The organism is Bacteroides sp. RCH18 (assembly GCF_058231005.1).
In genome coordinates this window covers 3,229,875-3,254,749 of the sequence record NZ_JBIPTC010000001.1, presented here as the reverse complement: position 1 = coordinate 3,254,749, position 24,875 = coordinate 3,229,875, and the positions used below count along the sequence as shown (strand labels likewise).

The following is a 24,875-nucleotide window of genomic DNA, read 5'->3' as shown; positions in this document are numbered from 1 at the left end:
ACACGTCAGGTGTTAAGACTTGACGTGTCAGATGTTAATACCCTGCAACTCAGTTGTTAATATCCATCATGCAGAATGGAACATCCTGAAAGACAGATGATAATACTGCTTCCGGAACTATAATATAACGGCATTTTCCGACATCACGAGCTTATTGGCTTCTATGATATCGTATATGCTTTTCACGGAAGTCGTGGAACGGAGTCTGTCTTCCGGTGTATGCCGGCAGTAATCGATTAGCCGTTCGATCGTAGAAGTCGCTACGTGCATCCGTGTGTCGGAGGAAGCATAGTAGATGTATACCGTTCCGTCTTCATCTGCGATCCATCCGTTGGAGAATAACACGTTGGATACATCTCCGGTTCTTTCTTCTCCCACGGGTGCCATGAAGTAACCTCCCGGCTGGGCTATCACTTTACTGGGGTCATCTAAAGACGTCATATACAGATATAGGACATATCTGAGTCCGGCAGCACAGGCACGGACTCCGTGTGCCAGATGTAGCCATCCTTCGGGAGTCTTGATGGGATGAGGCCCTTCACCGTTTTTCACTTCTTTGATCGTGTGATAATGGCGCTGTTCTATAACGATTTCCTTCTTGACCACTGCATGAGTGATATCGTCTATCAATGCCCATGAAATACCGCCTCCGCTGCCTGCATCGATGAATCCGTCCTGCGGACGGGTGTACAATGCATATTTGCCGTCTACGAATTCGGGGTGCAGCACCACATTCCGTTGCTGGCTTTGGGAGACGAGGTTGGGCAGGCGTTCCCAGTTTTTAAGGTCCCTGCTGCGTATGATTCCTGCTGCTGCAATGGCCGATGTGAGGTCTCCTGCGGGTGCGTCCGGATCTTTGCTTTCCGAGCAGAAGATACCGTATATCCATCCGTCCTCGTGTTTTGTCAGACGCATATCGTAGACGTTCGTTTCTTCCGGATATAGGTCCGGCAGTTGTACCGGATATTCCCAGAAGCGGAAGTTGTCGATACCATTGGGACTTTCTGCGATGGCAAAGAATGATTTGCGGTCATGCCCTTCTACTCGTGCCATAATAAGATATTTCCCGTTGAATTTGATAGCGCCTGCATTGAATACGGCGTTAATGCCGAAACGTTCCATCAGATAGGGATTTGTTTCCGGATTGAAGTCGTATCTCCACTCCAGCGGGGGGTGGTCTGCTGTCAGAATGGGGTATTTGTATCGTTCAAAAACACCATTGCCGGGCAGTATCTTTTCATTTTCACGTGAGATGAGCTCATCATATTCTTTAGTGAGAATATGTAGTCTGTTATCATATCTATTCATATCAATTCATAAAATTAGAGTAAAGCATCGGCTTGCGATCCTTTTTGTATTACTTGACAGGACAAAAGAGACTGTTTACAAGCCAGACATACCTGAGATATACGGTGTTGTAGGGACAGTCTCTTTGTACTTTTGTCATTTTGAAAGTATGGGGGTACTTTCAAAAAATACATGTGTCAAGTCTATAAACTATTGTTTGGTAATCATATAAGAGCGGATGGTACAATTGGGTTCTAAGAAGCTGACCCAGTACCAACCATCTTCCACTTTATCGATCCGGCAATCTTCTATCGGATATTTCACTTTTTTGTCCACTGCATTTCTTGTTACTTTATACAGTACCGCATCACCTTTGTTGCCTTTCGTCAAATCACCTGTAAACTGAACTGCAAAACCGCTGGCATAAGTTCCTGTTCCTTTTATAACAATTTCGGACATATTGAACTCTTCCGAATGAGTAATGGAACCCACTGCCGAGGTAGAGACAGACTGATAAGAAGATGAACCTGCTATTAAGTAACGATATGATGGATTCTCCAGATATAGGTCGTCGATATAGACTATATTGATGCTGATTGACTCTCCTTCCTGGTCTTTGATTGTTACCGTCTTGTTGAAACGATATCTTTTAAGACCTTCGATGATAACATCTGTTCCATTTTCCGCTATCGTGCATTTCAGATAAGTGGCAGAACCATTATTTGTGCAGGTATAGCCTCCGTTACCGTCCAGAATCTTGATTGTCAAAGGTTCACCGACTGTCAAATAAGCAATTTCTTCACTATTGTCAACTACAAGTTTCTTTATTACTTTTACTGAAAATTCTGCACTCTTGTTCAGTCTGTCGGTCACTGTAACTGTTGCATTGCCTGGTGCCAGAGATTCTATCTGTATATGTCCTTCTTCATCTACTGTAGCTTTCACGACAGATTCTTTGTCAACTGTTACTTTGTAGCCTCTGTTTCCTGTATAAACATTGACTGTCTTGTTTTCACCCGGATACATTGTTGTAGCCGAATTGGACAAAACCAGTTCACTTAACTGATCGACGATGACTTTGACATTGGTACTCATTTTAGCCCAGTCGGTAATAGATAAGTCGGTACTACCGGCTTTCAGAGCTGTTACTTTAATTTTGTTACCTTCGGCAATGGCGGTTGCTACATCTTCATTGGAACTTGTAATTTTATAATTGCCGTTGCCTTGAACTATTTGAATGATTCCTTCCGGGGTCTCATCCAGATTAATGATCAACTCCTGCGTATTCGGCACTAAGTCGTGATAGGATGGATCATCGTCATTACAGCCGGAGAAAACAGTAGCGGCTGCAAGCAGGAATCCTGCCAAATATAATAGATTTCTTTTCATGATATTCATTGTTTATTTAGACTATTTATTCAGCTTCAATATCTTTCATTTTACCAGTGATGGTTACTACACTAAACTTAGGGACTGTAATGGAGCGCAATCCGCTGAGAGATGGATTTACTTTTTTGCGTTGCCACTTAACTCCTTCATCTGATGTATACGAGATCATGGTCTGAAACTCTTTTCCTTCAATTTCCAGTTTGGTTTCGAAGGCCTTGCTTGTAGAATTGTTTACCAGTACGATCGTATAATTGTCGTCCTTGATGTAAGCTGTCATCAACAGTTCTTTCGGGAATGCTTCTTCGTCACCTTCGGGAGCAACAGTCTTGATATCCACACGTCGGCTTCCTTCCGGGATAAACTTAGTAAATTGTCCGTAACTGTAGTAGCGGGACGCTCTTTCATAATTGGTTCCGGGAAGTGCTTCTTCCAGTCTGATCAACGCTTCATTATTCGTACAAGGACGTGCACCTGCCCACCAGATAAATGCGTTTAGGTTGGAAACTGCCAGATAATTATGGAAAGTAGTAGCCCATTGCATCGCGTTTTTTCCAGGATGGATCGTATGTGTCTGTAGAACTGGTTTCCGTATTCCATAAATGAATATTATTTTCAGCGCAGAGTGGTGATTGTACAAACTCAGTGTTGCCAATTAATGTGTATCCGTGAGCTGCTGCAATAATGTTGGAGTTAACCAGATCGGGACAGGCTTTCAAGCCATTTTCAAGAAAAGTGACTCCTGCTTTCCACCACGAGTGCTCTCCAAAGATAATCTTCATGTCTTGATAACCTGCTTTATCTAAAGCCGGGCGAAGATTCTTCTGGCAGAAGTTAGCCAGATTGGTATAACTCCAGCTACAACCGTTCCATCCCGTTCCACTGCTGTTAGGCTCATTAGATGGTGATATTGCATATATCTCAATGCCGAACTTTTCAGTGTATGCTTTGATGAAGTCAATCAGATAGTTAGCATATGCGTCTTCCGCACCGGACGCCAGGCTACCGCCTGAGGGCTTTCCGTTAGATTTCATAGTTCCGGGAGGACTCCAGGTAGAGAATATAAATTTCACATCTTTATATTTTTTCTGCAGGATATCTACCAGCCACATTTGACCTAATTGTACTTGTTCGCCACATCCGGAACCGTTAAAGTCTCTCCAGTAATCATTGATCATAGAAGGATCGTTGGCTGCAAGATTGAAGGTACGGTTCATTCCGAAGTCAATGACGTTCGTGGTAGGGTTCTGATAGTGTGGAAATACCTCACCTCTGAAAATATTCAGCTTCAAGCCATTTTCTCCGAAAAGATCATTGACTACATCTTCGCGCATCATGTTGTTCCATATACGATGTGACCACTCTGCAAAGGCACATCCGAAGCCATCGATTATCTGATGTTCGTGCCCTTCTCCGAACTGTACTTTGATGACAGCTTCTGTGGTGGGTTCGGCTGAGAATCCGTCATCCTCGTCTGTTTCTTCTACCGGGTCCGGAATGTAGACGTCACTGTGACTCAGACTTCCATCGTCACAAGAGTATCCAATGAATAGAAAGAGGGATACGAATAATAATGAATATATCTTTTTCATGTTGTTTCTTTATTAAGTTAATCTTGCTAGGTTTTTTATTTCCATAAACTGGTTTGTTCCATGGCAGTATTATTGTTTAGTTCACTTGTCGGTATAGGATAATAAAGGTGTTTTTCCTGGAAGTTTTCCGCACCTTGTTTTCCATTCGCCTTGAAGATCAACTGAATTTCGCTGGGCGAATACCAACGTTTCAAATCGTCAAAACGATGTCCTTCCGCAAAGAACTCCAATAAGCATTGGTGTTCTATTTCATTCATTAATTCAGCTTGTGCAAAAGTCTTTTCCGTAAGTCCTGCTCTTTGGCGGATTTGCTTTAAAGCATAGTTGGCACCATCCGGATCATTGGTTTTGGCGCATGCTTCAGCATAAAGCAACAGTACCTCGGCAAAGCGCATTACGCGCAAATTGCTGGACCTTCCTTCTTTGTTGCCCATGTTGTCCGGTGCCTTGTCATCCACATAATATGCAGTATTTTTCTTTATCAGGAACTTACCTGCTGTCCCATTGACGTTGAAACTTGGTGCTCCGCCTGCCATTTTTCCTTCATTGCCTTCCCAAAGATCATCCATGGAGTAATTATTGCCATACCATTTCTCGTTAGGAACTTTATCTCCATAGTTGGCAGCATCAAAAAAGAGGCTGGCATACATACGTTTGTCAAACTTGGTATCTGCATCACTCGGACGTGTTTCTTTTGTAAACTCTCCTACGATCAGGGAGTTCGGCATTAATTTAGCCCATCCGCCGGATTTTACCGGACCGATAAACTGAGGAATGTAGCAACCTAAACAGATACCACTTTCATTGCTCCAGGAGTAGTCTCCGTCCGGACTGTATGCCAGTTCAAATACGGATTCTTTATTGAACTCTTCTTCATTTGTGAAATTCTTTTCGAAGTTGTCCATCAATTCGTAAGAATAAGGAGCTTTCAGTAATGTACCTAATAGCTGTTTGGCTTCCGGATATTTGTGTTGGGTGGCATATACTTTGCCCAGCATTGCAATAGCTGCACCTTTAGTTATGCGTTCTTTGGCAGTAGAGCGTTCTACTGGCAGGTTGCATTTGATGGCGTTATCCAGATCTTCTTCTACTTGTGCCCATAATGCAGCTTCTGTAGCAGCGGCTTTATTGGTTTCATCTTCGTTGGAAGGAATCAGTCTCAAAGGCACTTCTTTGTAATTGTTGACTAACAGGAAGTATTGATAGCCACGCAGAAAGAGTGCTTCGCCTTTGATCATCGAGCGGTCTTCTTCAGTAATACCTGATGCAGGTATCTGATCAATATACCGCAGTACGATGTTGGCACGCTGGATGCCTGAATAAAGCGCTCCGTAAGGATCATTTCCGGTAGAGGGCGAGTTCAGGAAGTTTGCAATATTCCACATCGGAACTTCTTCTCCTTTGATTGTGTAGATATCGTCACCACGACCGTTTAAGTTTAACCAGCCGTCAAATGCGCCGAAGTATCCGTACATGGCTCCTTTTATCGGAGAATAGGCGGCTGCCAAAGCACTTTCTGCATCTGCTTTATCTTTCCAGAAGTTGCTTTCCGTGAAGTAATTAGGGTCCGACAGATTCAAAAAGCTGGATTCGTTGCACGATGTCAGCGCTCCGGAAAAAAGAGCTGCCATGCACATATATGATAACCAATTTCTTTTCATGTTCATAAACTGTTTAATGTTTAATATTAATTTAAGGTATTACAGGTTGACTTGTATTCCGAAAGAAATAGTACGGGGCAATGGATAGCGTCCCTGGTCGATACCTCTTGAGAATACATTGTAAGCAACACCTGCGACAGAACTTTCACCCAGGTCGGGGGTATAGCCGGAATATTTGGTCAATGTGAACAGGTTCTCCATTGAAGTGTATATTCTTACGTTTTCAAGTTTGATTTTCTTTGTCAGAACTTTGGGTAATGTATAGCCAATGTCCAATGTTTTCAAACGTATGTACGAGCCGTCTTCCAGCCATCTGTCGGTGTATGCCCATTTGTTGTCTGCACCGTCAGTCTTAGAGAAACGAGGAATATCAGTGTTCTGATTGTCTGGTCTCCATGAATTGGCCAATACGGTACTCATATTTCCGTTGAAGTTTCCTGATTCCAGGCGATAACGGGGATAATTATATATCTTGTTGCCTACCATTCCGTCAAAGAAAAGGTTAAAGTCGAAGTTGTTCCATTCGCCGCCGAGTCTTATGCCAAAAGTGAAATCGGGGAACGGACTTCCTACGTCATGCTGGTCATCTGTGTTTATTTTGCCGTCACCGTTCCAGTCTTTGTAGCGGACGTCACCAACTTGTGCAGCGGGCTGGATGAGTTCACCGTCTTTGTTTTTATAATTAGCGATCTCTTCTGCCGAGCGGAATAATCCGTCTGTTTCGATCAGGTTGAAATATGACATCGGGTGCCCTTCTGCAAACATATTGATACCGCGACCACCGGCACCGTGTGCGCTGTATCCGGAGATCATCAGGTTTTGTCCGCCTAATGTTATTTTGGTCACTTCATTCTTGTCGGCTGCGATATTGGCACCGATATAATAGTTGAACTTTTCCTTGATGGCACCGCGATAGTTGACCGCAAGTTCGAATCCTTTGTTCCGTACTTGTCCCGCATTCTGAATAGAGTTTCCGCTGATACCGGTAGATGCGGTAGAAGGAATAGGTAATAGCACATCATTTGTATTCTTAACGTAAGCATCAGCAGTAAGTGTCAATCGTCCGTTTAGCAGACTGACATCTAAACCGATGTTATAGGTCTCCGTATTTTCCCATGTTAAATTGGCGGGTGAGATTGCCTGCACATATGGCATAGACCCAAACCAAGGCGAATTATTCATCACATAGTTCATGCCGTCCGATACTACACTTTGTGTCGGATAGTAGCTGGTCATCTCCTGATTACCGAGTTTACCATAACTAAAACGCAGCTTCAACTGATCGAATACATTCTCTAAAGGTTTAAAGAATTTTTCGCGGTTGATGTTCCATCCAATAGAAGCAGAAGGGAATGCACCATATTGATGTCCACTTCTGAAACGTGAAGAACCGTCACGGCGAATAGATGCCGAGAATAAATAACGGTCGTCAAAGGAATACATGACACGTCCGAACAGAGATACCAATGCAAGTTCATTCAGCGAACTGGATGCTTTCAGGTTGGAAGGATCTACATTGCCCGGCATTGTTTCAATGAACTGGGGCATATCTCCATTTTTACCATACAGGCTGTAACTTTTGTCTTTCTGGGCAGAGTATCCGGCAAGGAGTGACAAATTGTGTTTGCTGAATGTACGGTCATAATTCAGGGTGTTTTCTAATACCCATGATTCCCATGTTGACGATTTTTCTTCAAGGTCGGGCTTGTCGTTTTTACCGAATGTTCCTAAATCGTATACATCCTTGTAATAACGCCACTTAGTATGCTCTTTTCTGATACCTACATTGAGTTTGTACTTTAGTCCTTTGATGATTTCAGCCTGTAAATAGGCATTGAGGAAAATCTTGGTTGTTTCTGTCCGTTCGTCGTTGACTGTCATTTCAGCCAATGGATTCGGTAAATTGATGTCATTGGAAGTACCCCAGCCTCCTGCGTTTGTAGGATCGTATACCGGTACTACTGACGGGAACTGAAAGATATCGAACATGGTATCCTGATGAATGTATCCACTACCTTTTGTCAGATTTACAATCATAGACTCACCTATTGTCAAGCGATTGTCGAAGAATGAATAATCGCTTTTCAAACGGATATTGTAAGATTCATGATCAGTGTTGCGCAGTATACCTTCTTTATTAAGGTAGCTGACTGACGAACTGTAAGAACCGTTTTTGGAACCGCCGCTGATGGTAGCATTGGCTTTATAAGTCATGGCGGTACGCAGCATTACATCTTGCCAGTCTGTGCCTTCTCCAATGAAAGGGGTAGCTCCATTTTCTGCACCATAACCGTCGCCTGCCAATTTGTAGTAGCGCGCGAAGCGGCTGTATTCTTCTCCATTAAAAACTTTCAGTGTTTTGGGAGTCTGGCTGATTCCTGTGAAGAAATTGACATCTAGTTTAGTCGGCATGTCTTTACGACCGCTTTTAGTGGTAATCAGTACAACACCACCTGCTGCACGTGAACCGTAGATTGCTGCCGCGGCAGCATCTTTTAAAACTTCGATAGAGGAAATATCGTTAGGATCAACCATACTGATATCTCCAAATGCTCCGTCTACTACATAAAGTGGATTGTTGTTGGATAAAGAACTGATACCACGAACATTAATCGTCATACTTCCATTGGGGTCACCACTGGAGCTGGCTACTGATACTCCGGGTATTTTCCCTTGTAAGGCTGTGGCTGCGTTAGAAGCAACCTGACCGTTAAGCTCTTTTGCACTGACCGAGCCTACAGCTCCCGAAAGATGACTTTTCTTCACTGTACCATAACCGATCACTACTACTTGTTCGAGAGCGATATTGTCTTCTTCCATAGATACATTGATTGGAGTTCCGGACGTGATCGCTCTTTCTATTTGTTTCATACCTATTGTTGAGAATACCAGTATATTCCCTTTATTTGCTTTGATGGAGTATTTACCATCCATGTCTGTTACTGTGCCGGTGTCTTTACCTTTCACTCTGACTGTAACTCCGGGTAAGGGTTCATTTGTTGTAGCTTCTGTTACCATTCCTTTTATTTCAATATCCTGGGCTGCTAGTGGAATGCTAATCAGACAAAGAAAAAAGAATAGTAGAAAATAAATTTTTCTTCTCATAATTTATTGTATTAGATTATAAACTCTGTTCAATTGTTGCTTGATCCATGGAAACTTCAACCAATAACTGATGATGCAAAAGTAGGCGATAATGCTACGGGAAACAAGTATTATTTTATCTCATTCTGATACTTTTTTATGCATGTTTTAGTTATGTGGGAATTCTGTTAGAGTCTTGTTTATATCATATGTGTTTTGATGCAGGTATTATTTGACAATTAACAGCTATGGAGATGTAATCTATATTATTGTAATAAAAGTATTTGTAATCCGCTATTTATGAGCGTGGAAAGATAAATCAAAAAAGGAGAAACTAATATAGTTAGCTTCTCCTTTTCTTATCCTATTAATCATCCTGAATGATTATTTGAAAACAATCTCCATGGGTCTACCTATCCAAACTTGTGGTTGTTCTAAATGAAAGATGCGGGCGATAGTGGACGCCACATCGTATTGCATCATGCTTACATCGTCAAACCGGAGTCCTTTTTTAATATTCTTGCCGGATATGATGAAAGCAGTTTCCATTTCTTGCATTGTTTTTCCGCCATGACCTTTATCGATACCTCCATGATCGGAAGTTAATATGAAAATAGTATCATCCAGCAGTCCCGCGTCTTTTACCGCCTGAACGATTTGGCCGACATACATATCCAGTTCTTTAAGTTTCTCATAATATTCCGGTGTGTCGTGTCCGGCAGTGTGTCCGGTGTGGTCGGGGCCGTCGTAGCAGATGGCAACAAGAGCGGGGTGTTTCTCCTTAATATAAGAAGAAGCCATATTGCCCAGTTCTTTCGGAGTCTTGTTGCAGTCGGCAACATGATAGTGATAACTTAAAGACAGCGTATCTACTAAATATTTAATTCCTTCCCATTCATACAGGCAGCCGATTTCCGCTTCCGGGCGGGCATCACGCAGTAATTGAAAAACAGTAGGGAAGATACCATTCTTATTTAATACACGCGAGGGAAGTTCCGGTGTTTTAGATCCCCATTCGGTGTATCCGTGAAGTTCCGGTCCCGCTCCCATGAACATGGATGCCCAGTTGATGGCGCTGGAAGAGGGGAGGGCAGAACGCTTTTTCAGTGTGTAAGCTCCGTCCTCCATCAGTTTCTTTACGTTCGGCATATCTGCTTTGGGAAGGCTGTAGGCTCCCCAACCGTCCAAACCGATGAAAACAACATGTTTAGCTTTGTCTTTTCCTTTGGCATGGCAGGAGAAAGTGAAACTGAAGAGGAGTGCGAATGTAGCAAGTAGTGTTAAAAAGGTTTGTTTATTCATGATATTGTTATTTATAGGGTTAATGTTTTATTCGTTATTTAATCCAAGGGCATAACTAATGATGAGCAAAGGTAGGATTATTTTGAGGGGGAGACAAATATAATATTAGCAGATACTAATACTTTTATGGTATTTCTTTTGAATTTCTGTCTTTTGCCTGGCATTGATTCTTTGGCTGTCAAATTCTATCCTTGATTATTTGTCTATAATATTGACCATTTTAATGACTGTCCTGCCCAACTATGAATATTCTTTCAGCTTAGCTGCGATAATATCCTTACAGTTTTATAATAAACCGTTTGAGCGTTTTTAATAAATAGTTGAAAGGTTTATTATAAACGGTATCCAAGTTTATTAAAAACTATTTTGGGAGAATTTCTGAATAACCTTGGAATTATATAAACAAAAAGGGAGAAAATCAGTGCTGATTTTCTCCCTTTCCCATTCCTTTATAGATGGAAACAGATGCCTTATTGACTGCTGTTATGTCTTATATTTTATACGTTTCATATTGCTTTTCTTCTTTTTACTACCTTCAAAGATACAAAATAAAAAAGGAAAAGTCAAGAGTTGGCTGTGATAAAACAGTTTCCGGTGTGAATGGACAATAGTTTCCAGTGCGACTGGAAACTATTATAAGACGTTGATTCTCACTTATTCTTTATGATAAGAATGATCTTTCGGAAACTCTTCTCCTTCCCATGCTTTTTTCGAAGTCCAGGATTGTGAAGCATTCGTCCAGAAGGGATCATCGGCAGACAGACCTAGCGGGAGGAAAGCAAGCGATGCCATATACAAGCTGCCGTTATTAGTGTAATAATCGGAAATACCGGGCTGGGAACCGTTGAATCCCAGTGTCAGAAAGCCTGCCGCATTGAAGTTGCGGCCGTCTCCGAACATACGTCGGATGACAGCCGTCATGGCTGTGCGGACCTGTCCGTTTGATAATTCTTCGGGAAGCCAGTTGCGCCACGCAAGCAGGGCTAATGTCTGCAAAGACCCGGTACGGTAAGTGATAGAACGTCCGAAAACAGGCAGTGTACCTTCCGGAGAGATGAGGCGTTCGAGGATTACTCCGAATCGTTGGGCACGTCTGATCGCTTCATGGAAGTTGCAGCCGGGCATATTTCCTATCTTCTCACGTTTGCCGGCTCCGGTAATTACTTCCAGTGCTTCTATATACATAGGATGTATGACGAAACTATTGTAATAGTCGAATGCGAAACGAGGTCCGTCCGAATACCAGCCATCACCTATGTACCATTCTTCTATCTTGCGCAGAGAGGAACTGATGCGGTAAGTGTCACTGGGCGCGCCAGCTTTCCGAAGGAAGGACTCGACGGTGGCGCTGAACAACAGCCAGTTGCTATAGGAAGGATCGACCCGTCTGAGATCCGTAAATTCGGCGATATACCGCTGCTTGGTGATACTGTCCAATGGCATCCATAAGGCATCATAACTTCTCAGGAAACTTTCTGCCAGGAAGGCGGCATCCACCAAGGTCTGATTCTCCTGACGCCATAACAGATAATCGGGGGAAGCGGGATCTACTGCATGAACGTAGCTTTTCAACGCCCATTCCCGCAGTTGTTTGCGTTGGAGTCCTTCCGGAGTATCATCATCGGGCAATGACAGCCACGGTGCCAGTCCCGCCATCAGACGCCCGAAACATTCCATATAAGTGACGTTCTTGTCGCGTCCGTCCCATGTCGGACTTAATTCTACGAGCATATTCTGTTTCAGCAGGCCTTCGCTCATGTTGCTCAATACAGGAGCTGCCATCCGGTACATTACGTCGCACCAGATTTCTCTGTCGCTTTTCTCTGTGTTCTTTTTGGCGCTGATACTTTCTGTCGGGATCAGCAGAATCATTAATAGTAAGATCCAATGAAGTCTTTTCATGTATTGCCTTATTTTTAAGATTAAATCTTCAGCTAAGGAGCCATAGCCGAAGCGTATGGCAAAGGTAGAATTATTCCGATAGCAGGGCAAATACAATCTTAGCATTAACTAATACTTTTGCGTTATTTATCCGATTAGGGCAACCGAGAACCAGTTACATTGGCATTTGGAGGTTACTTTTAAGAAAGATGCGTGCAGAGCAAAGAAAGGGTTCGCATCACAAAACATCTCTGTTTTGAGGAAGATGGCATTGCATATTGTTTCGGAACAGAAAGACAAATAATGGCATGGACAGCATGGATTATTGCAAGGTTAGGAACATGGAGTGCATACAAGAGCCAGTCCATTCCAGGATATATTACCTTTAAGAATGGACTGGATAGATTTTATACACAGTTTGAACTGTATGAGCCAATCAGCTAAGACTTGTGTATAAAGGGTAGCTTCCTGAAGGAGGAGAATTCAGTTACTACCGGTTTTTGACACCCTCTTTTGGGAAAGCTGTGGCTTTATAAAAAGAGACAGTCACTCCTTGTCGGAGACTCTTCGTGGCTGCTTTAGTTTCCTTTTTGACCATCGCGGATAGGACGGACGGTGAAACCGTATGCGTTGTTGGTTCCATCAATAGGAACGGTACAATTTTGAAAATTACTCGTTCTTTTATCAATAGCGAATATCAAACAACTTGAGCTGGTGGCAGTAGCATCGTTTTTGTGAAACCCAGATGTTGCTATATATGTTATTGAAGAGAAGCCTGGAAATGTGCCATAGTCTATTTTCTTGTCTTCTATTCCCATATCACGTACTCCGGTAGCGGGGAAATAAAACATTGTTTCGCCAATATTAACTGTCCATCCTACAAATGGCTGGGATACTACAGTTGCATTTGGTGTGCCTTTAGTTGTTTGATCTATTTTTTCCAACTTTACATTATCAAACAAATCAGCAAAAGCCTTAATAGGCGGAATTTTAAATCCAGCTGGTGAGGGGTCATATATTGTTTTGACAACATATTTATCATTAGGGCCTTTCTTGTAGTCCGGATCATCCTTCTTGTCATAACTGAGGTAGTTTGCATTTCCACTTTGAATCAATTCTGTATTCCAATAATTCATAATGGTTTTTAGTCTATAAGAAACATTTGATCCATTATGCCAGTGACGTCGTTTATAGTTGTCGTCAACATTGTTATCGTTATGTGGTCGCTGATGCATAAAAAACTCATATGGAAACTGTATGCTTTCTCCGATACTTCTCGCAGTTTCTCCTGAAGTGAAACGAAAATTATCAGTTGAATAGAACATTTTATTCACCATGTCAAGTTCTGACCGAAGCTTGTGAGTATCAGCCAGACCATTGTTATAAGTATCATCATTGTGAATACCCGGTAGCATAGCATCCTTACGTCCCCATTGATAATATGTATTGTCGCCAGCTACAGATGCTGCAATTTTGGGTTGAGTAAACGTAATGACGGCTTCTTCTTTTGGCTCCGAAGATTTCCTTAATGCTCCGTTGATTGTTAGCTGTTCATTCAGTATAACTCCATTTCCACCTACCAGTTTGGGATCAGCGACAAAACGCATAAATATACTTCTCTCAGGTTCTCCTTTATGCGGTTCGCAATAACCAAGGTTGCAAGGCGCTATGATAAACGGCTTTTGGAATTCATTGATACTTGACAATTGTATCCATGAGTTTTCATCCCATTGGCGATGGGTGACCCATATATGCCAGCTCCATAAAATATTTTTGTTGTTGCGCACGGCAATCACGGCATTGCCTTGGTTGATGGTTTCTTTGGGTACACGGAAAAATACATTGCCGTTACTATACTTCACATCTGTAACCAGGTCCGGACTGTCTTGCCAGAGTAGTACGGCATCAGTTATACCACTAATACTACCCTGACCAATCTTATCGTTGTTATAGTCTACAAAATCCTTGAGTACAAGGCTATCAACAGCTGCCGGAATTTTATCTCTATCGCCTTGATATTTGTAAGATGAAGTACTGGTCACATTATAAGTATTTCCATAGTAAGTCGGAAATGTATAATAGCCGTGATCATTCACAATATAGCAGTTGGCACTTTCCTTAAATTTTACGCTATTATCAGTGACCAAATTGAATGGGGCTGTTTCCGTCCCTTTTCCTGCAGGGGTAACTGTACCAGGCAACGTCCTACCTTCTATAGACGGCCGCTTTCCATACAAGAAATCCTGCATGTATGCAAATTGATCTTGAGCAGGCAGAAGTATGCTTCCGCTTACGGGAGATTTCCAGTCGGTATTGTCTGCAATGGTTTTGGGGGTAGAAATAGGACACCATCCCATTGGGTTATCATGGGAGTCTTTTTGCCCCTTCTCCGATATCCAATCCGTGCCGTTAAAAGACCATTGAATCTCAAAATCAAGCTTTCGATACTGTTCTTTCGTTTCATCTGCCGCACCGGCCTGCACCACATGGGTGTATGCAGTAATGTTTACGTCATTCAGAAAGCCGCTGACCGGAAGATATACCAGTTTTTCCGTATCTGACATTGGCGTGTACAGATTTTCTTCGTTAAGGTTTATAAAGTCTCCCCCTCTATAACCGCCATTAGGATATAACGTCTTATTGATGGTCATCTCAATAAACGGCTTTATCACGATGCCGGTGGAATTGACAGAGTAAGTATATCTTTTTCCTGCCGCCCATGTCTTGTCTTTCGTAAAATCTTTCAGTTTGGCAGTAAGAGTACGATTCATTTCCGTAATACTGTCTGTAAAGGATATTGTCAGAATAGCTTTATCCGTGAGTGCTTGAGGAATCATCATGAACGTGTATCCTTCTTCGTCCTTATTCAGCACAATGTCGGGGTTGGTCATCAGGTCATCTCCGTTCCAACCCAATTCTACGTCTTCATCATAGTTTATGCTGAAACTGCTATTGGGGTCGTCGCCATCGGGAATCCAGTTTCCCGTTCCTATCTGACAAGTTGCTTTTCCATGCACTCCGGAAATCGTTATGCCGGTGACTTTTCCGGCAAGCATGTTTTTACCTGTTTGTATGGTGACAGCGGTCAGCGCATGCTTGAACTGTAGATGTACTGCACCTTTCTGGATATCTCCTGTGCCGTCTCCGCCACAATCAGCGACGGCATACAGAAGGTCCTTCTGCTTGGTTACGTCCTCAGGAACGGTGTAGGTCAGTGTGGGAACACCGGTAGCATCCGGTTTGGAATGTATGATGGTGTCGTTGTTTGCGTTGTCAGAAGAACCTGAAGCGGCAGAGTAAGGGGAGTAGGCAAAGAACTTGATACGTCCCGAGCCGGTCCAGTGTAGAGGTTTCTTCAAATTCCACGCATTTTGGGCATAGTTCACCTCTATGTTATGGGCAAAGTTGGTGGTCCACTTGTTTTCTTCACCCTCTCCGGGCCAATCGCCGGTATAACAGATGGCGGAAAGTCCGAAGCTATACTTTTCAATGGTTTCTCCGGTTATCGTCGTGCCACGGGTCATTACACGGTGAGCTGCCGTATCCACAGCTGCTTCTGCTATTTCGGTAACCAAATAAAGGGGGGCATCTCCTTCGGACTGTGTTATTTTCCGGATGCTTATGTCTTTGTTGGCAGAGTTTGCCGCCGCCAAGCCATTGGTCCAACTGTCTGGTGCCACCACATCGAACGCAAGCATGCCTGAAGCTCCCTGCTGTCCGTACTTATCGAAAGTGTCATCTGTGCAGGACGATACAGTACAAGCCGCAGCGCCCACAAACAGACAAACCATATGTTCAAAGGATGAACGAAATATACGAGAATGTCGCATAATCACGATTTTTTAGGTATAAAACCGGAAGAAACGGCAATAAGCTCATCAACTTGTTACCTGTCTTCCGGTTTATTATATTATTTCCTTTTTCTGCCGGAGAAACGGCAGCAACACTTAAATAGGCGTGTTACGATTATTTCATTTCGATGTCTTGACCATCGTGATTTTTATCATCTTCTTTGGACCAAACATCGTCCCACTCTGTCACATCTACCGTGAAGCGAATAGGCAGGTCAAGCACAGGATCGCCAACGGTTTTCGTTTTACCATCAGCACCAGGAATGGTAGAAATGGCAGTTATATAATTCGGTTTTTCACCCAATGCCTTCCAAATATTGTTAACATCATCTTGCGGAGGATATACGCCGGCACCACTCTTAGGACCACAGAATTCAAGCGTATAGATGTAGAGTTTTCCGGGTTCCCAATTAGAATCGATAGGAATACAGGAGAAACCATACTCATTTTCATTATACTTGCCCGTAAAAGGGAATAACTGGTGTGTATGACTACCTTCTCCTTCCTGCACATCCCCGGTACTATTTGTGCCCGTGTGTGTACTTCCCTTATGCTCTGTAGTTACGCGGCAGAGGAATAAAATATAGGCACCTTTCTTAGCGTTAGCAGTCTTATCGGTCTGGCTGTTCAAATCCCATTCATCAAGTTTCTGCGGCACTAGCATCAAATTATTGCCATTGGCAGGTTTACCGTCAGTTTCCGTTGATTTTATCGCTAATACAGGTTTAGCATCATGTCCCGTCAAATTCACAACACTCTCGAATTCACCTCCATAGTGAGTTTTGTCACCGGACACTTCCCAACTCATATAATGCTTGCTCTCACCCGCATTTTTGCTGAAAGCGAGTGTTCCGGTGGGCTGCACATTGACAATCCACGCACCTTTTATATCGACTTTCTTAGTTTCGTCCAATCCATTGTCACCTTTATGCACCTCACCTCTCTTGGCCTTAACGACAATCTGTGAAAGGGCATGATTGAACTTTAAACTGACACTGGTTCCATTCGAACGAAAAGCCTCCTCATAGGCCACAATCAAGTCTTTCTGATCTTGAGGCTCTGCAGCAGGAGTGAAATCCTCTATGGTTGGATTTTGCTTGTCTACAGCAATGCTCATTGTTGCAGGAGAAATTGCCCAGAAATTAATCTGTGCGACATCAGACGGCCAAAATACGGGGTCGCCAATCTCAAAATAATTCTTACCGGTGACTTTTTTGGCTACCTGCCCATCAATAATCTTAGTATCTGTATAACCATCAGCCTGTGCCCATACCTTGAATTCACTAAGAGTACTAGAAGTTTCCACCGCAGCACGAGTCACAGCAGTGTTAAAGGTAATTTCCGGCCCTCGATTAACTTGTTCTATCTCATCGTTTGAACAAGAAGCGGCAAGAAGGACTGAGCCAAATCCCAATGCCAATGTTTTGTAGTAAACGTTCATCTTTGATAGATTTAAATTAATATTTTATTTTTAAATGATTCTTTTGTTTAGGTTATTTTTTAGAAACCATTCTTGCTTATTCCGTATCAACCCATGTCCAAGTCGTTATTAACCACATCGTCCCAATCTGGCACGGACGGCGTCATGCCTGTTCCATCGGGAGCAGGCAACTCTATGCCCTCAATGATAATGGTGATATAGTGTGGATCGGGAGCTTCGTGCAGCTGGTCTGTCACATCGTATTCGTAATACTTCATCTTTGAGGTATATACCGTCAGGATGTGCCGCCGCTCCGACTTCATCACCGGGCAATGACCGAAAACCGTCACCTCCCCTTTTAGCGTGGTATCGTCGATTACGGAAAGTCCTATCGGTACAGTGACATCACGTCCCACAGCCACGTCTGCCCACGGCGAATAGCTTTCAGCCATAGCGGTAAGGGCTACGCTCACGCCAATACCTGTATTGACGTTCTTGGCATCTTTCAAGACGATAGTGTACGTCACCGTAGCTTCTTTGGGCGTAAACCTCAACGGTCGGGGCGTTTCGAGGGGAACTATCGATATGTTTTCGACACTTCCACTCCACACTTTATCGGGAGTCTGCTTCACCGGATCGTTTTCAGTACCATCAGGACGCGGTGGCGGCACATTGGTAATGTCACGCTCCATCGGAGCTAGCAATGACTCGTTGGCGGTGGTCACCACGAAGTTGGCATAAGTGGTTCCCTGTTCTTTAAGAGTCTCGGTATCGCCGTTGAAAGTGACAGCGTCAAACTCGCCTGACGGCACACGTACTTTCGTCCCATTCTTCACATCGGTAATTTCATAACGTCGCGGCAAACTGCCATCGCGGGGAAAGAGATAAACCACCATCGTATGCGGAGTGGCGTCGGGCGCCTCGCTCCAGTCAAACTCCACTTTGAGATCGGTCCAATGAGAATGGTCGTAACACAAATCGCGATGCTCGCAAGCGGCCGACAAGAAGATGGTAGCCGCCATCAGTATACCGACTATCAGGTGTGAAAGCGATTTCATTTCCGTCCTCCTTTCCTTGCGTTGTGATTGCCTTTGCCAAGGAGCCACTGCAATCCTATTTCCAAACGTGTAGGGCCGAAACGTTTTAATCTGTGGGTAGACATCCACACATCATGGCCGTCCATGGGATGATGTTTTTTATATTTTCCCCACGCATAGCCCACGCCTGCCGTAAAGTCGAGATTAAGCCGGTGCGTAATGGGTAGCGAATAGCCATAGCTGACGCCTGCGGCGTAGTTATATTTATCGCCGATTACTCCGGTGCGATTGCCAAACTGCAAATCGTAAGTCACCATTGAGGCGTATACTCCCAGATGATGCCCGGCAAAAGGAGACACGGAAGCACGGGGAACACGTCCCAGACGGGTACGCAATTCCACATCACCGCCGTAAACACGCCAATAACGATGCTTCGCGTCATTGCTCCACCACGCATACATCCAATTGGCTCCAACCGACCATCGCTGACCGATGGCGACTTCTATCCCAATGTTAGGAATGGCGGCGATATCATAAAGCATGTTGGTTTTCAACAAGGCTCTCATTCGTCGGTGTTCTTTCTCCGTCGGTGGTATTGTTGTAGTGGAAAGCACCTCGGAAGAGGACACCGGAACATGAACTTCTACGATGGTATCAGGAATCTGGGTAACCGAGTCTTGGTCCGTAGTTTTCGCCAATAATATCTCCCGTTCGCATATGATGCGGAACCGTGCGTTTCGCAAGTCCGGAAAGAACTTCTCCTTCATATATTTCCATGCACGTCCACCCCGCAGCATACATAAACGGTTTTTGCGGCCATCAATGATGCGTTTATCTTTGTCAAAAATCCAGATAGGGGTGTTGGCTATGATTGCAATCGCTTCGTCGCGCCACGGCTGTTCGGTAGTGGCAATCATGTTGCTCAGCAGCTCCCAATCCACATCGGAAGGAGCTACTTTGATTATAGAAGCTGTCAGGAGAGTCTTATCAATAATATAAGTACGCACATTTTGAGCGCGTTTTTCTGAGAGCTTACGGTTCATGGGAGTATAACCTTCGGGCGAGGCACAGCCTTTTATAGTGATAGACTTTATAATAGTCGATGAGTCGGAGACAGCATTGTTCAATGACGAAATCAGATGTTCCAAATGTATCTTATTGTCACTAAACAAGGTGTCAACAGAGGAATATCCTTGCTGAAACCTTATTTGCACATACAAAGTATCCTTCAAAGTGTCTTCTGACACTTTCATGGCCTGTATTGGTAGGATAAATAGAAAAAGTAATAATAAATGACATGTAATTCTTACCCTCTTCATAACTACACAGCACCAACTTAAGTTTACGATTTTAAGTTTTTTAAAAAATATTTCGCAAAATAAGACTATATAAAACATATAAGCAAATATTTAACTAAAAATTTTATGCATCTGTTTTAAAATAGCAAGGTAACCGCCCCCAAATTTTATTCATTCCTATCACCTTAGTCTATCATCTATCTTTTATTCCTAATTGTGTCTTGAGTATTTTTAGCGCATTTGGTTCAAAATCGTACCGAAAGCATCAAATTTTGCGTTATTTATCCGATACTGATACTTTCTTATACAAAATGTCCAGTAAATAATGCTTGTCATCGGAATTGTTATAAATTTGTCCGGTAAACAAAATTATTACTATGAGAAGGAATTGGATAGGTAGCAGCATGATAGTTGCACTCTTTGCTTTATTGGCAGGCGGATGCGGTCATAGTCAACGGACGCTGGAGTTTCGTGGAATCTGTGTAGATGACCCGCAGGGAGAAAATGGATTATACAACCCGGGAAGAGGATTCCGGCTGGAAACTGCGGTGGATGTGCTGCACGAAAAAGAGACTCCTACCGAAGAACTGAATGAATTGTCTGCTAAATATGTAGCAGATAGTGTTTCACTCTCACAGAGCTACTTTTATCTGACTTATTTAATAGATAAAGAACTGTCTGAAGAAAACTTCCGGACCATGCAGGCATATTTTGATGAACTGCAAAAGCAAGGAAAAAAGGCCGTATTGCGCTTTGCCTACGAACGCGATTTTATGGGACGGTCGCCTGTCGGTCCTACCGGCGAACAGATACTGGCGCACTTGGATCAATTAAAACCTTTCCTGGAGAAAAATAAAGACTTGATTCTGGTCGTACAAGCCGGAATGATTGGCGCATGGGGCGAATGGCACAGTTCGGTTCAGGGACTGGAAAACTCGAAAGAAACAAAAGCTGCCGTATTGGAAAAACTGCTTTCTGTGGTTCCTGCCGAGAGAAATGTACAAGTCAGACTCCCGGAATTTAAGAATCTGCTGAAAGATAAACCGGAACTGTATAAGAGACTTTCTTTCCATGATGACTTCATTGTCATACGCCCCGACAGATGGGATGCCGATATGCACGAAGGGACACCGAAGTTTGATCAGATAGTGGCGGAATCTCCTTACCTCGTGGTAGACGGTGAACTGCCCTGGGGATTCTGGAGTGTGGGCGCTGATCCGGACAGTCCTTCTGCCGGATGGATTATTGACGGTCTGCAAGTGGCAAGACGTTTATTCCTCCAGCATTATACTTCGTTAAGCATCATACATAACTATAAGGAGCAACATCCCAACAAGCGGTTCGACGAGAATAATCCGCCCGAATACTCTATGGTGGTCTGGAAGAAAACGATGATAACGGAAGACTCTCTTCTCCAGCATCATATGCCAGTGTCCGACAGCTATTTCCGGAAGAAAGACGGAACGAAGGTAAAACGCAATGTGTTCGATTATATACGCGATCATCTGGGTTACCGGATTGAGCTGCAATCACTTCAGCTTCCTTCCAAATTCGTGAGTGGAAAGGAGAACGTCTTGAAACTGAGCTTGAAGAACAGAGGTTTTGCCACCGTATTTGGTGAACATCCTGTTTATTTCGTATTGATTGATGATGCAGGAGAGGTTACGGAATTTCCGGCCGATGCCAATCCAAAGAATTGGCAACCATTCGAACCAAAGGATTCTACCTATACTTCGCTGACGCATACAGTGGATGTATCTCTTGAACTTCCTGCCTCGCTGACTGCCGGAACTTATAAGTTAGGTCTGTGGATACCGGACGGATCGGAGAGACTCAGATATAATCCTCGTTATGCCATCCATTGTGCCAATGGAGATACGGACTGGTGGATTTCTAAGGATGGAAAGTATGGTGTGAATGTATTGACTGCGGTTGAAGTGGAATAAATGATTTGTTTCTATGATAAAAGTGAAAGGCTTCGGGTATGATTACCGGAAGCCTTTTATTGTTGGGTATGGATTACCTTATCAAGAATTATAAATCAGCACCACCGTATATGCCACATAGCAAAGTATCATAATACTTCCTTCTATCCGCGTAATGGTCCGCTTGGCAAAGAACAGCCCGAACAGCCAGAGCAGAATACTGGAACCTACCAGTGTAAACAGGTCGAAGTTTGTAATTCCGCTAAGATGGAGGGGCGTGATACTGGCGCTGCATCCCAATACAAAGAAGATATTGAAGAGATTACTGCCGATTACATTTCCGATAGCCATTTCCGGATTCTTTTTTAGCGCAGCTACGATGGAAGTGGCAAGCTCAGGCAGGGAAGTTCCTCCGGCTACCAGCGTTAATCCGATAATGGATTCGCTGACTCCCATGCTGCGGGCAATCCCTGTAGCTCCGTTGACGAACAGCTGACCTCCATAGATGAGTGCCGCCAGTCCACCAATGATATAGAGAATGGATTTCCACCACGAAAGTAGTTTGATCTCTTCTTCCGGTGCCGTGTCCTCCGGTGCTGCCGGTTCCGGTACAGCGGAAGATTTGGGAAAAGCGATGGCAAACGTATACCCCATGAAGATGGCGAAGAAGCAGAGTAAAAGCAGACCGTCTACTCTGTTCAGTATATTTTCTGTGGCATTATCGAGGAATATGTCATTAGCGCATATCAGCAACACCACAGACGAAAGGATACAGAGCGGTATCTCTTTTCGTAAGGTATTCCGGGTGATGACAATCGGAGCTAACAGTGCCGTACATCCCACGATCATCAGCGTATTGAATATGTTACTTCCTACTACATTACCTATGGCAATGTCCGCGCTTCCTTTCAGGGCTGAAGCGACACTCACCGTCAGTTCCGGAGCGGACGTGCCGAAAGCGACAATGGTCAGTCCGATAACGATGGAAGGTATGCGGAAACGTTTGGCTACGGAAGCGGCACCGTCTGTCAGTCCGTTAGCTCCTAGTAAAATGAGAATTAATCCTCCGATAAGTAATAGTATATTCATAATTTTTCTCTTTTGGGGCAAAGATAATCATTTAGGGAATTGTTATGTCAAAAACAATCCGTATGTTTGCCATGTTTATTAAAAAGTGAAATTAAAGTTAATTCACCTAACTTGGAATCATTCTATATGGATATGAAAAAAATAAAACGGTTTGCATTGCTGCTCATAATGGCTTCCCTTGCAGTGAATGTACAGGCGCAACTGGAGCAGGCAGTCAAGAAGATTTTCGCCGGAGATACAGTAGCAACGCATCCAGTCTCTTTGCATCGGGATTCTGATTCTGCCCGTGTGGCAAATCTGCAGAAATCATTGGAAGAAGCGCGGCTCAATGAAGCCAATATGCGTATGGAGATGGAGCAGATGAGGCTTCAGATGCTGTCCGCCGATTCGGTGAAATTCTCCCAGCAACGGCAGCGTATCGACTCACTGCGTCAATTCACGAAAGGAATACCGGTAGTTGCCGAAGGGGATACCCTGTTTTATCTTTTTACAAAACGGGGCGGATACACTCCCCAGCAGCGGGCACAGATGACCGGTGCCGCTATTGAAGAGATAGGAAAGCGTTTTAATCTCCGTCCCGATTCCGTTTCCATCGACCATTCGGATATTGTTTCCGACCTGATGTATGGCAATAAAGTATTGTTATCTCTTACAGATCAGGATGCTTTGTGGGAAGGAGTCTCCCGTGACTCCCTTGCCAAAGAGAGGCGGCAGAATGTAATCACCAAACTGCATGAGATGAAAGCGGAGCACAGTATCTGGCGAATGGCGAAGCGTATCCTTTATTTTCTGTTGGTGATTGTCGGTCAGTATCTCCTTTTCCGTCTGACTAACTGGGCATTTCGCAAACTGAAAGTACGCATCCTGCGTCTGAAAGATACGAAGATAAAGCCTGTGTCTATCCAGGGATATGAGTTGCTGGATGCTCAAAAACAAGCCAATCTGTTAGTCTTCTTGGCAGGCATCGGACGTTATATCCTTATGGGGATACAACTGTTGATTACTGTCCCTTTGATTTTTATCATCTTCCCGCAGACCGAAGGACTGGCATACCGCTTGCTGGGTTATATCTGGAATCCGATTCGGAAAATCTTTGTGGATATTATAGACTATATTCCCAATCTGTTTACAATTATTGTTATCTGGTACGCGGTGAGGTATCTGGTGCGTCTGGTACTTTATCTAGCTCGTGAGATAGAAGCGGGGCGTCTTAAATTCAACGGCTTTTACCCGGATTGGGCAATGCCGACCTTCCACATCGTCCGGTTCCTGCTCTACGCATTTATGATTGCGATGATTTACCCTTATCTGCCGGGTTCTGATTCAGGGGTATTCCAAGGGATTTCGGTCTTTGTCGGATTGATTGTCTCTCTCGGATCAAGTACCGTTATCGGAAATATTATTGCCGGACTGGTGATTACTTATATGCGCCCGTTCAAAATGGGCGACCGGATTAAACTGAACGATACTACCGGCGATATCATAGAGAAAACACCCCTTGTCACCCGTATCCGCACTCCGAAAAATGAGGTGGTGACGGTGCCTAACTCTTTTATTATGTCTTCACATACCGTGAATTATAGTACATCGGCACGGGAGTATGGCTTGATTATCCATTCGGAGGTATCCATCGGTTATGATGTCCCCTGGCGGCAGGTCAATCAGATACTGATTGATGCTGCGTTGAATACGCCCGGAGTAGTGGATGACCCGCGCCCGTTCGTGCTGGAGACCTCGTTGAGCGACTGGTATCCGGTGTATCAGATCAATGCTTATATCAAGGAGGCGCATAAGATGTCTCAGATTTATTCTGATTTACATCAGACTATTCAGGATAAGTTTAATGAAGCGGGAATCGAGATTATGTCTCCGCATTACATGGCTGTCCGTGACGGGAATGCAACGACGACTCCCAAGGATGATCTAAGCAAGAGTAACCCTGCGGATACTGCTAATCAGAGTAACCAATCAGAATAATATAAGTTCATTACTTAATGAACTTATATTATTCTTTGCATCTGTCGGGGCAAAGGAGTACTATAATAAATCAGGGCGCCCCCTT

At 43.7% G+C, this 24,875-nt stretch carries 13 protein-coding genes and 3 pseudogenes; 4 read left to right on the top strand and 12 right to left on the bottom strand.

Annotation, left to right across the window (positions count from 1 at the left end; translation table 11 throughout):
• Positions 1–117: 117 nt before the first annotated feature.
• The 7 genes and pseudogenes from ACHLI0_RS12850 to ACHLI0_RS12820 form a co-directional block, all read right to left on the bottom strand.
• Positions 118–1,308, bottom strand: coding sequence for a glycoside hydrolase family 130 protein (locus ACHLI0_RS12850; protein WP_016269079.1), 1,191 nt, complete (start codon positions 1,306–1,308; stop codon positions 118–120).
• A 189-nt stretch (positions 1,309–1,497) separates the two neighbouring features.
• Positions 1,498–2,676, bottom strand: a complete 1,179-nt coding sequence (locus tag ACHLI0_RS12845) for a hypothetical protein (protein ID WP_016269078.1) — start codon at positions 2,674–2,676, stop codon at positions 1,498–1,500.
• Between the two features lie 25 nt (positions 2,677–2,701).
• Positions 2,702–4,265, bottom strand: a pseudogene (locus ACHLI0_RS12840) (glycoside hydrolase family 30 protein).
• Positions 4,266–4,300: 35 nt separating this feature from the next.
• Entirely contained in the window at positions 4,301–5,926 is a 1,626-nt protein-coding gene (locus ACHLI0_RS12835) for a RagB/SusD family nutrient uptake outer membrane protein (protein ID WP_008767302.1), read from the bottom strand.
• Positions 5,927–5,965: 39 nt separating this feature from the next.
• Complete coding sequence (locus ACHLI0_RS12830; protein WP_490749316.1) at positions 5,966–9,031, bottom strand: SusC/RagA family TonB-linked outer membrane protein; 3,066 nt, start codon at positions 9,029–9,031, stop codon at positions 5,966–5,968.
• 363 nt (positions 9,032–9,394) lie between these two features.
• Positions 9,395–10,312 (bottom strand): alkaline phosphatase family protein, encoded by a 918-nt coding sequence (locus ACHLI0_RS12825; RefSeq protein ID WP_008761765.1) that lies wholly within the window; start codon positions 10,310–10,312, stop codon positions 9,395–9,397.
• A 654-nt stretch (positions 10,313–10,966) separates the two neighbouring features.
• Complete coding sequence (locus ACHLI0_RS12820; RefSeq protein ID WP_490749315.1) at positions 10,967–12,214, bottom strand: DUF2264 domain-containing protein; 1,248 nt, start codon at positions 12,212–12,214, stop codon at positions 10,967–10,969.
• Between the two features lie 145 nt (positions 12,215–12,359).
• Here ACHLI0_RS12820 and ACHLI0_RS12815 point away from each other — a divergent pair.
• Both ACHLI0_RS12815 and ACHLI0_RS12810 read left to right on the top strand, forming a co-directional pair.
• Positions 12,360–12,494 (top strand): annotated as a pseudogene (locus ACHLI0_RS12815) (ISAs1 family transposase); the annotation flags it as partial.
• Positions 12,485–12,637: pseudogene (locus ACHLI0_RS12810) on the top strand (IS4-like element ISBthe3 family transposase); the annotation flags it as partial. The pseudogenes ACHLI0_RS12815 and ACHLI0_RS12810, both read left to right, overlap by 10 nt.
• A 134-nt stretch (positions 12,638–12,771) precedes the next feature.
• Here the strand turns inward: ACHLI0_RS12810 and ACHLI0_RS12805 are convergent.
• The 4 genes from ACHLI0_RS12805 to ACHLI0_RS12790 form a co-directional block, all read right to left on the bottom strand.
• Entirely contained in the window at positions 12,772–16,023 is a 3,252-nt protein-coding gene (locus ACHLI0_RS12805; RefSeq protein WP_490749314.1) for a fimbrillin family protein, read from the bottom strand.
• A 136-nt stretch (positions 16,024–16,159) separates the two neighbouring features.
• Positions 16,160–17,485: a fimbrillin family protein gene (locus ACHLI0_RS12800; RefSeq protein ID WP_258970604.1), complete on the bottom strand. Its 1,326-nt coding sequence runs from the start codon at positions 17,483–17,485 to the stop codon at positions 16,160–16,162.
• Between the two features lie 86 nt (positions 17,486–17,571).
• Positions 17,572–18,486, bottom strand: a complete 915-nt coding sequence (locus tag ACHLI0_RS12795) for a DUF5119 domain-containing protein (RefSeq protein WP_490749580.1) — start codon at positions 18,484–18,486, stop codon at positions 17,572–17,574.
• Between the two features lie 32 nt (positions 18,487–18,518).
• Positions 18,519–19,754 (bottom strand): DUF3575 domain-containing protein, encoded by a 1,236-nt coding sequence (locus tag ACHLI0_RS12790; RefSeq protein ID WP_490749313.1) that lies wholly within the window; start codon positions 19,752–19,754, stop codon positions 18,519–18,521.
• A gap of 422 nt (positions 19,755–20,176) precedes the next feature.
• On the opposite strand from ACHLI0_RS12790, the gene ACHLI0_RS12785 reads away from it, so the two are divergent.
• On the top strand, positions 20,177–21,745 hold the full coding sequence (locus tag ACHLI0_RS12785) for a DUF4832 domain-containing protein (protein WP_490749312.1): 1,569 nt from the start codon (positions 20,177–20,179) through the stop codon (positions 21,743–21,745).
• Positions 21,746–21,826: 81 nt separating this feature from the next.
• Here ACHLI0_RS12785 and ACHLI0_RS12780 read toward each other — a convergent pair whose 3' ends face one another.
• Positions 21,827–22,813 carry a calcium/sodium antiporter gene (locus tag ACHLI0_RS12780; protein WP_490749311.1) on the bottom strand — a complete coding sequence of 329 codons (987 nt, stop codon included), beginning with the start codon at positions 22,811–22,813 and terminating at the stop codon, positions 21,827–21,829.
• A gap of 126 nt (positions 22,814–22,939) precedes the next feature.
• Here ACHLI0_RS12780 and ACHLI0_RS12775 point away from each other — a divergent pair, with 126 nt between their 5' ends.
• Complete coding sequence (locus ACHLI0_RS12775) at positions 22,940–24,790, top strand: mechanosensitive ion channel family protein (protein ID WP_221647099.1); 1,851 nt, start codon at positions 22,940–22,942, stop codon at positions 24,788–24,790.
• The last annotated feature ends 85 nt before the right edge of the window (positions 24,791–24,875 follow it).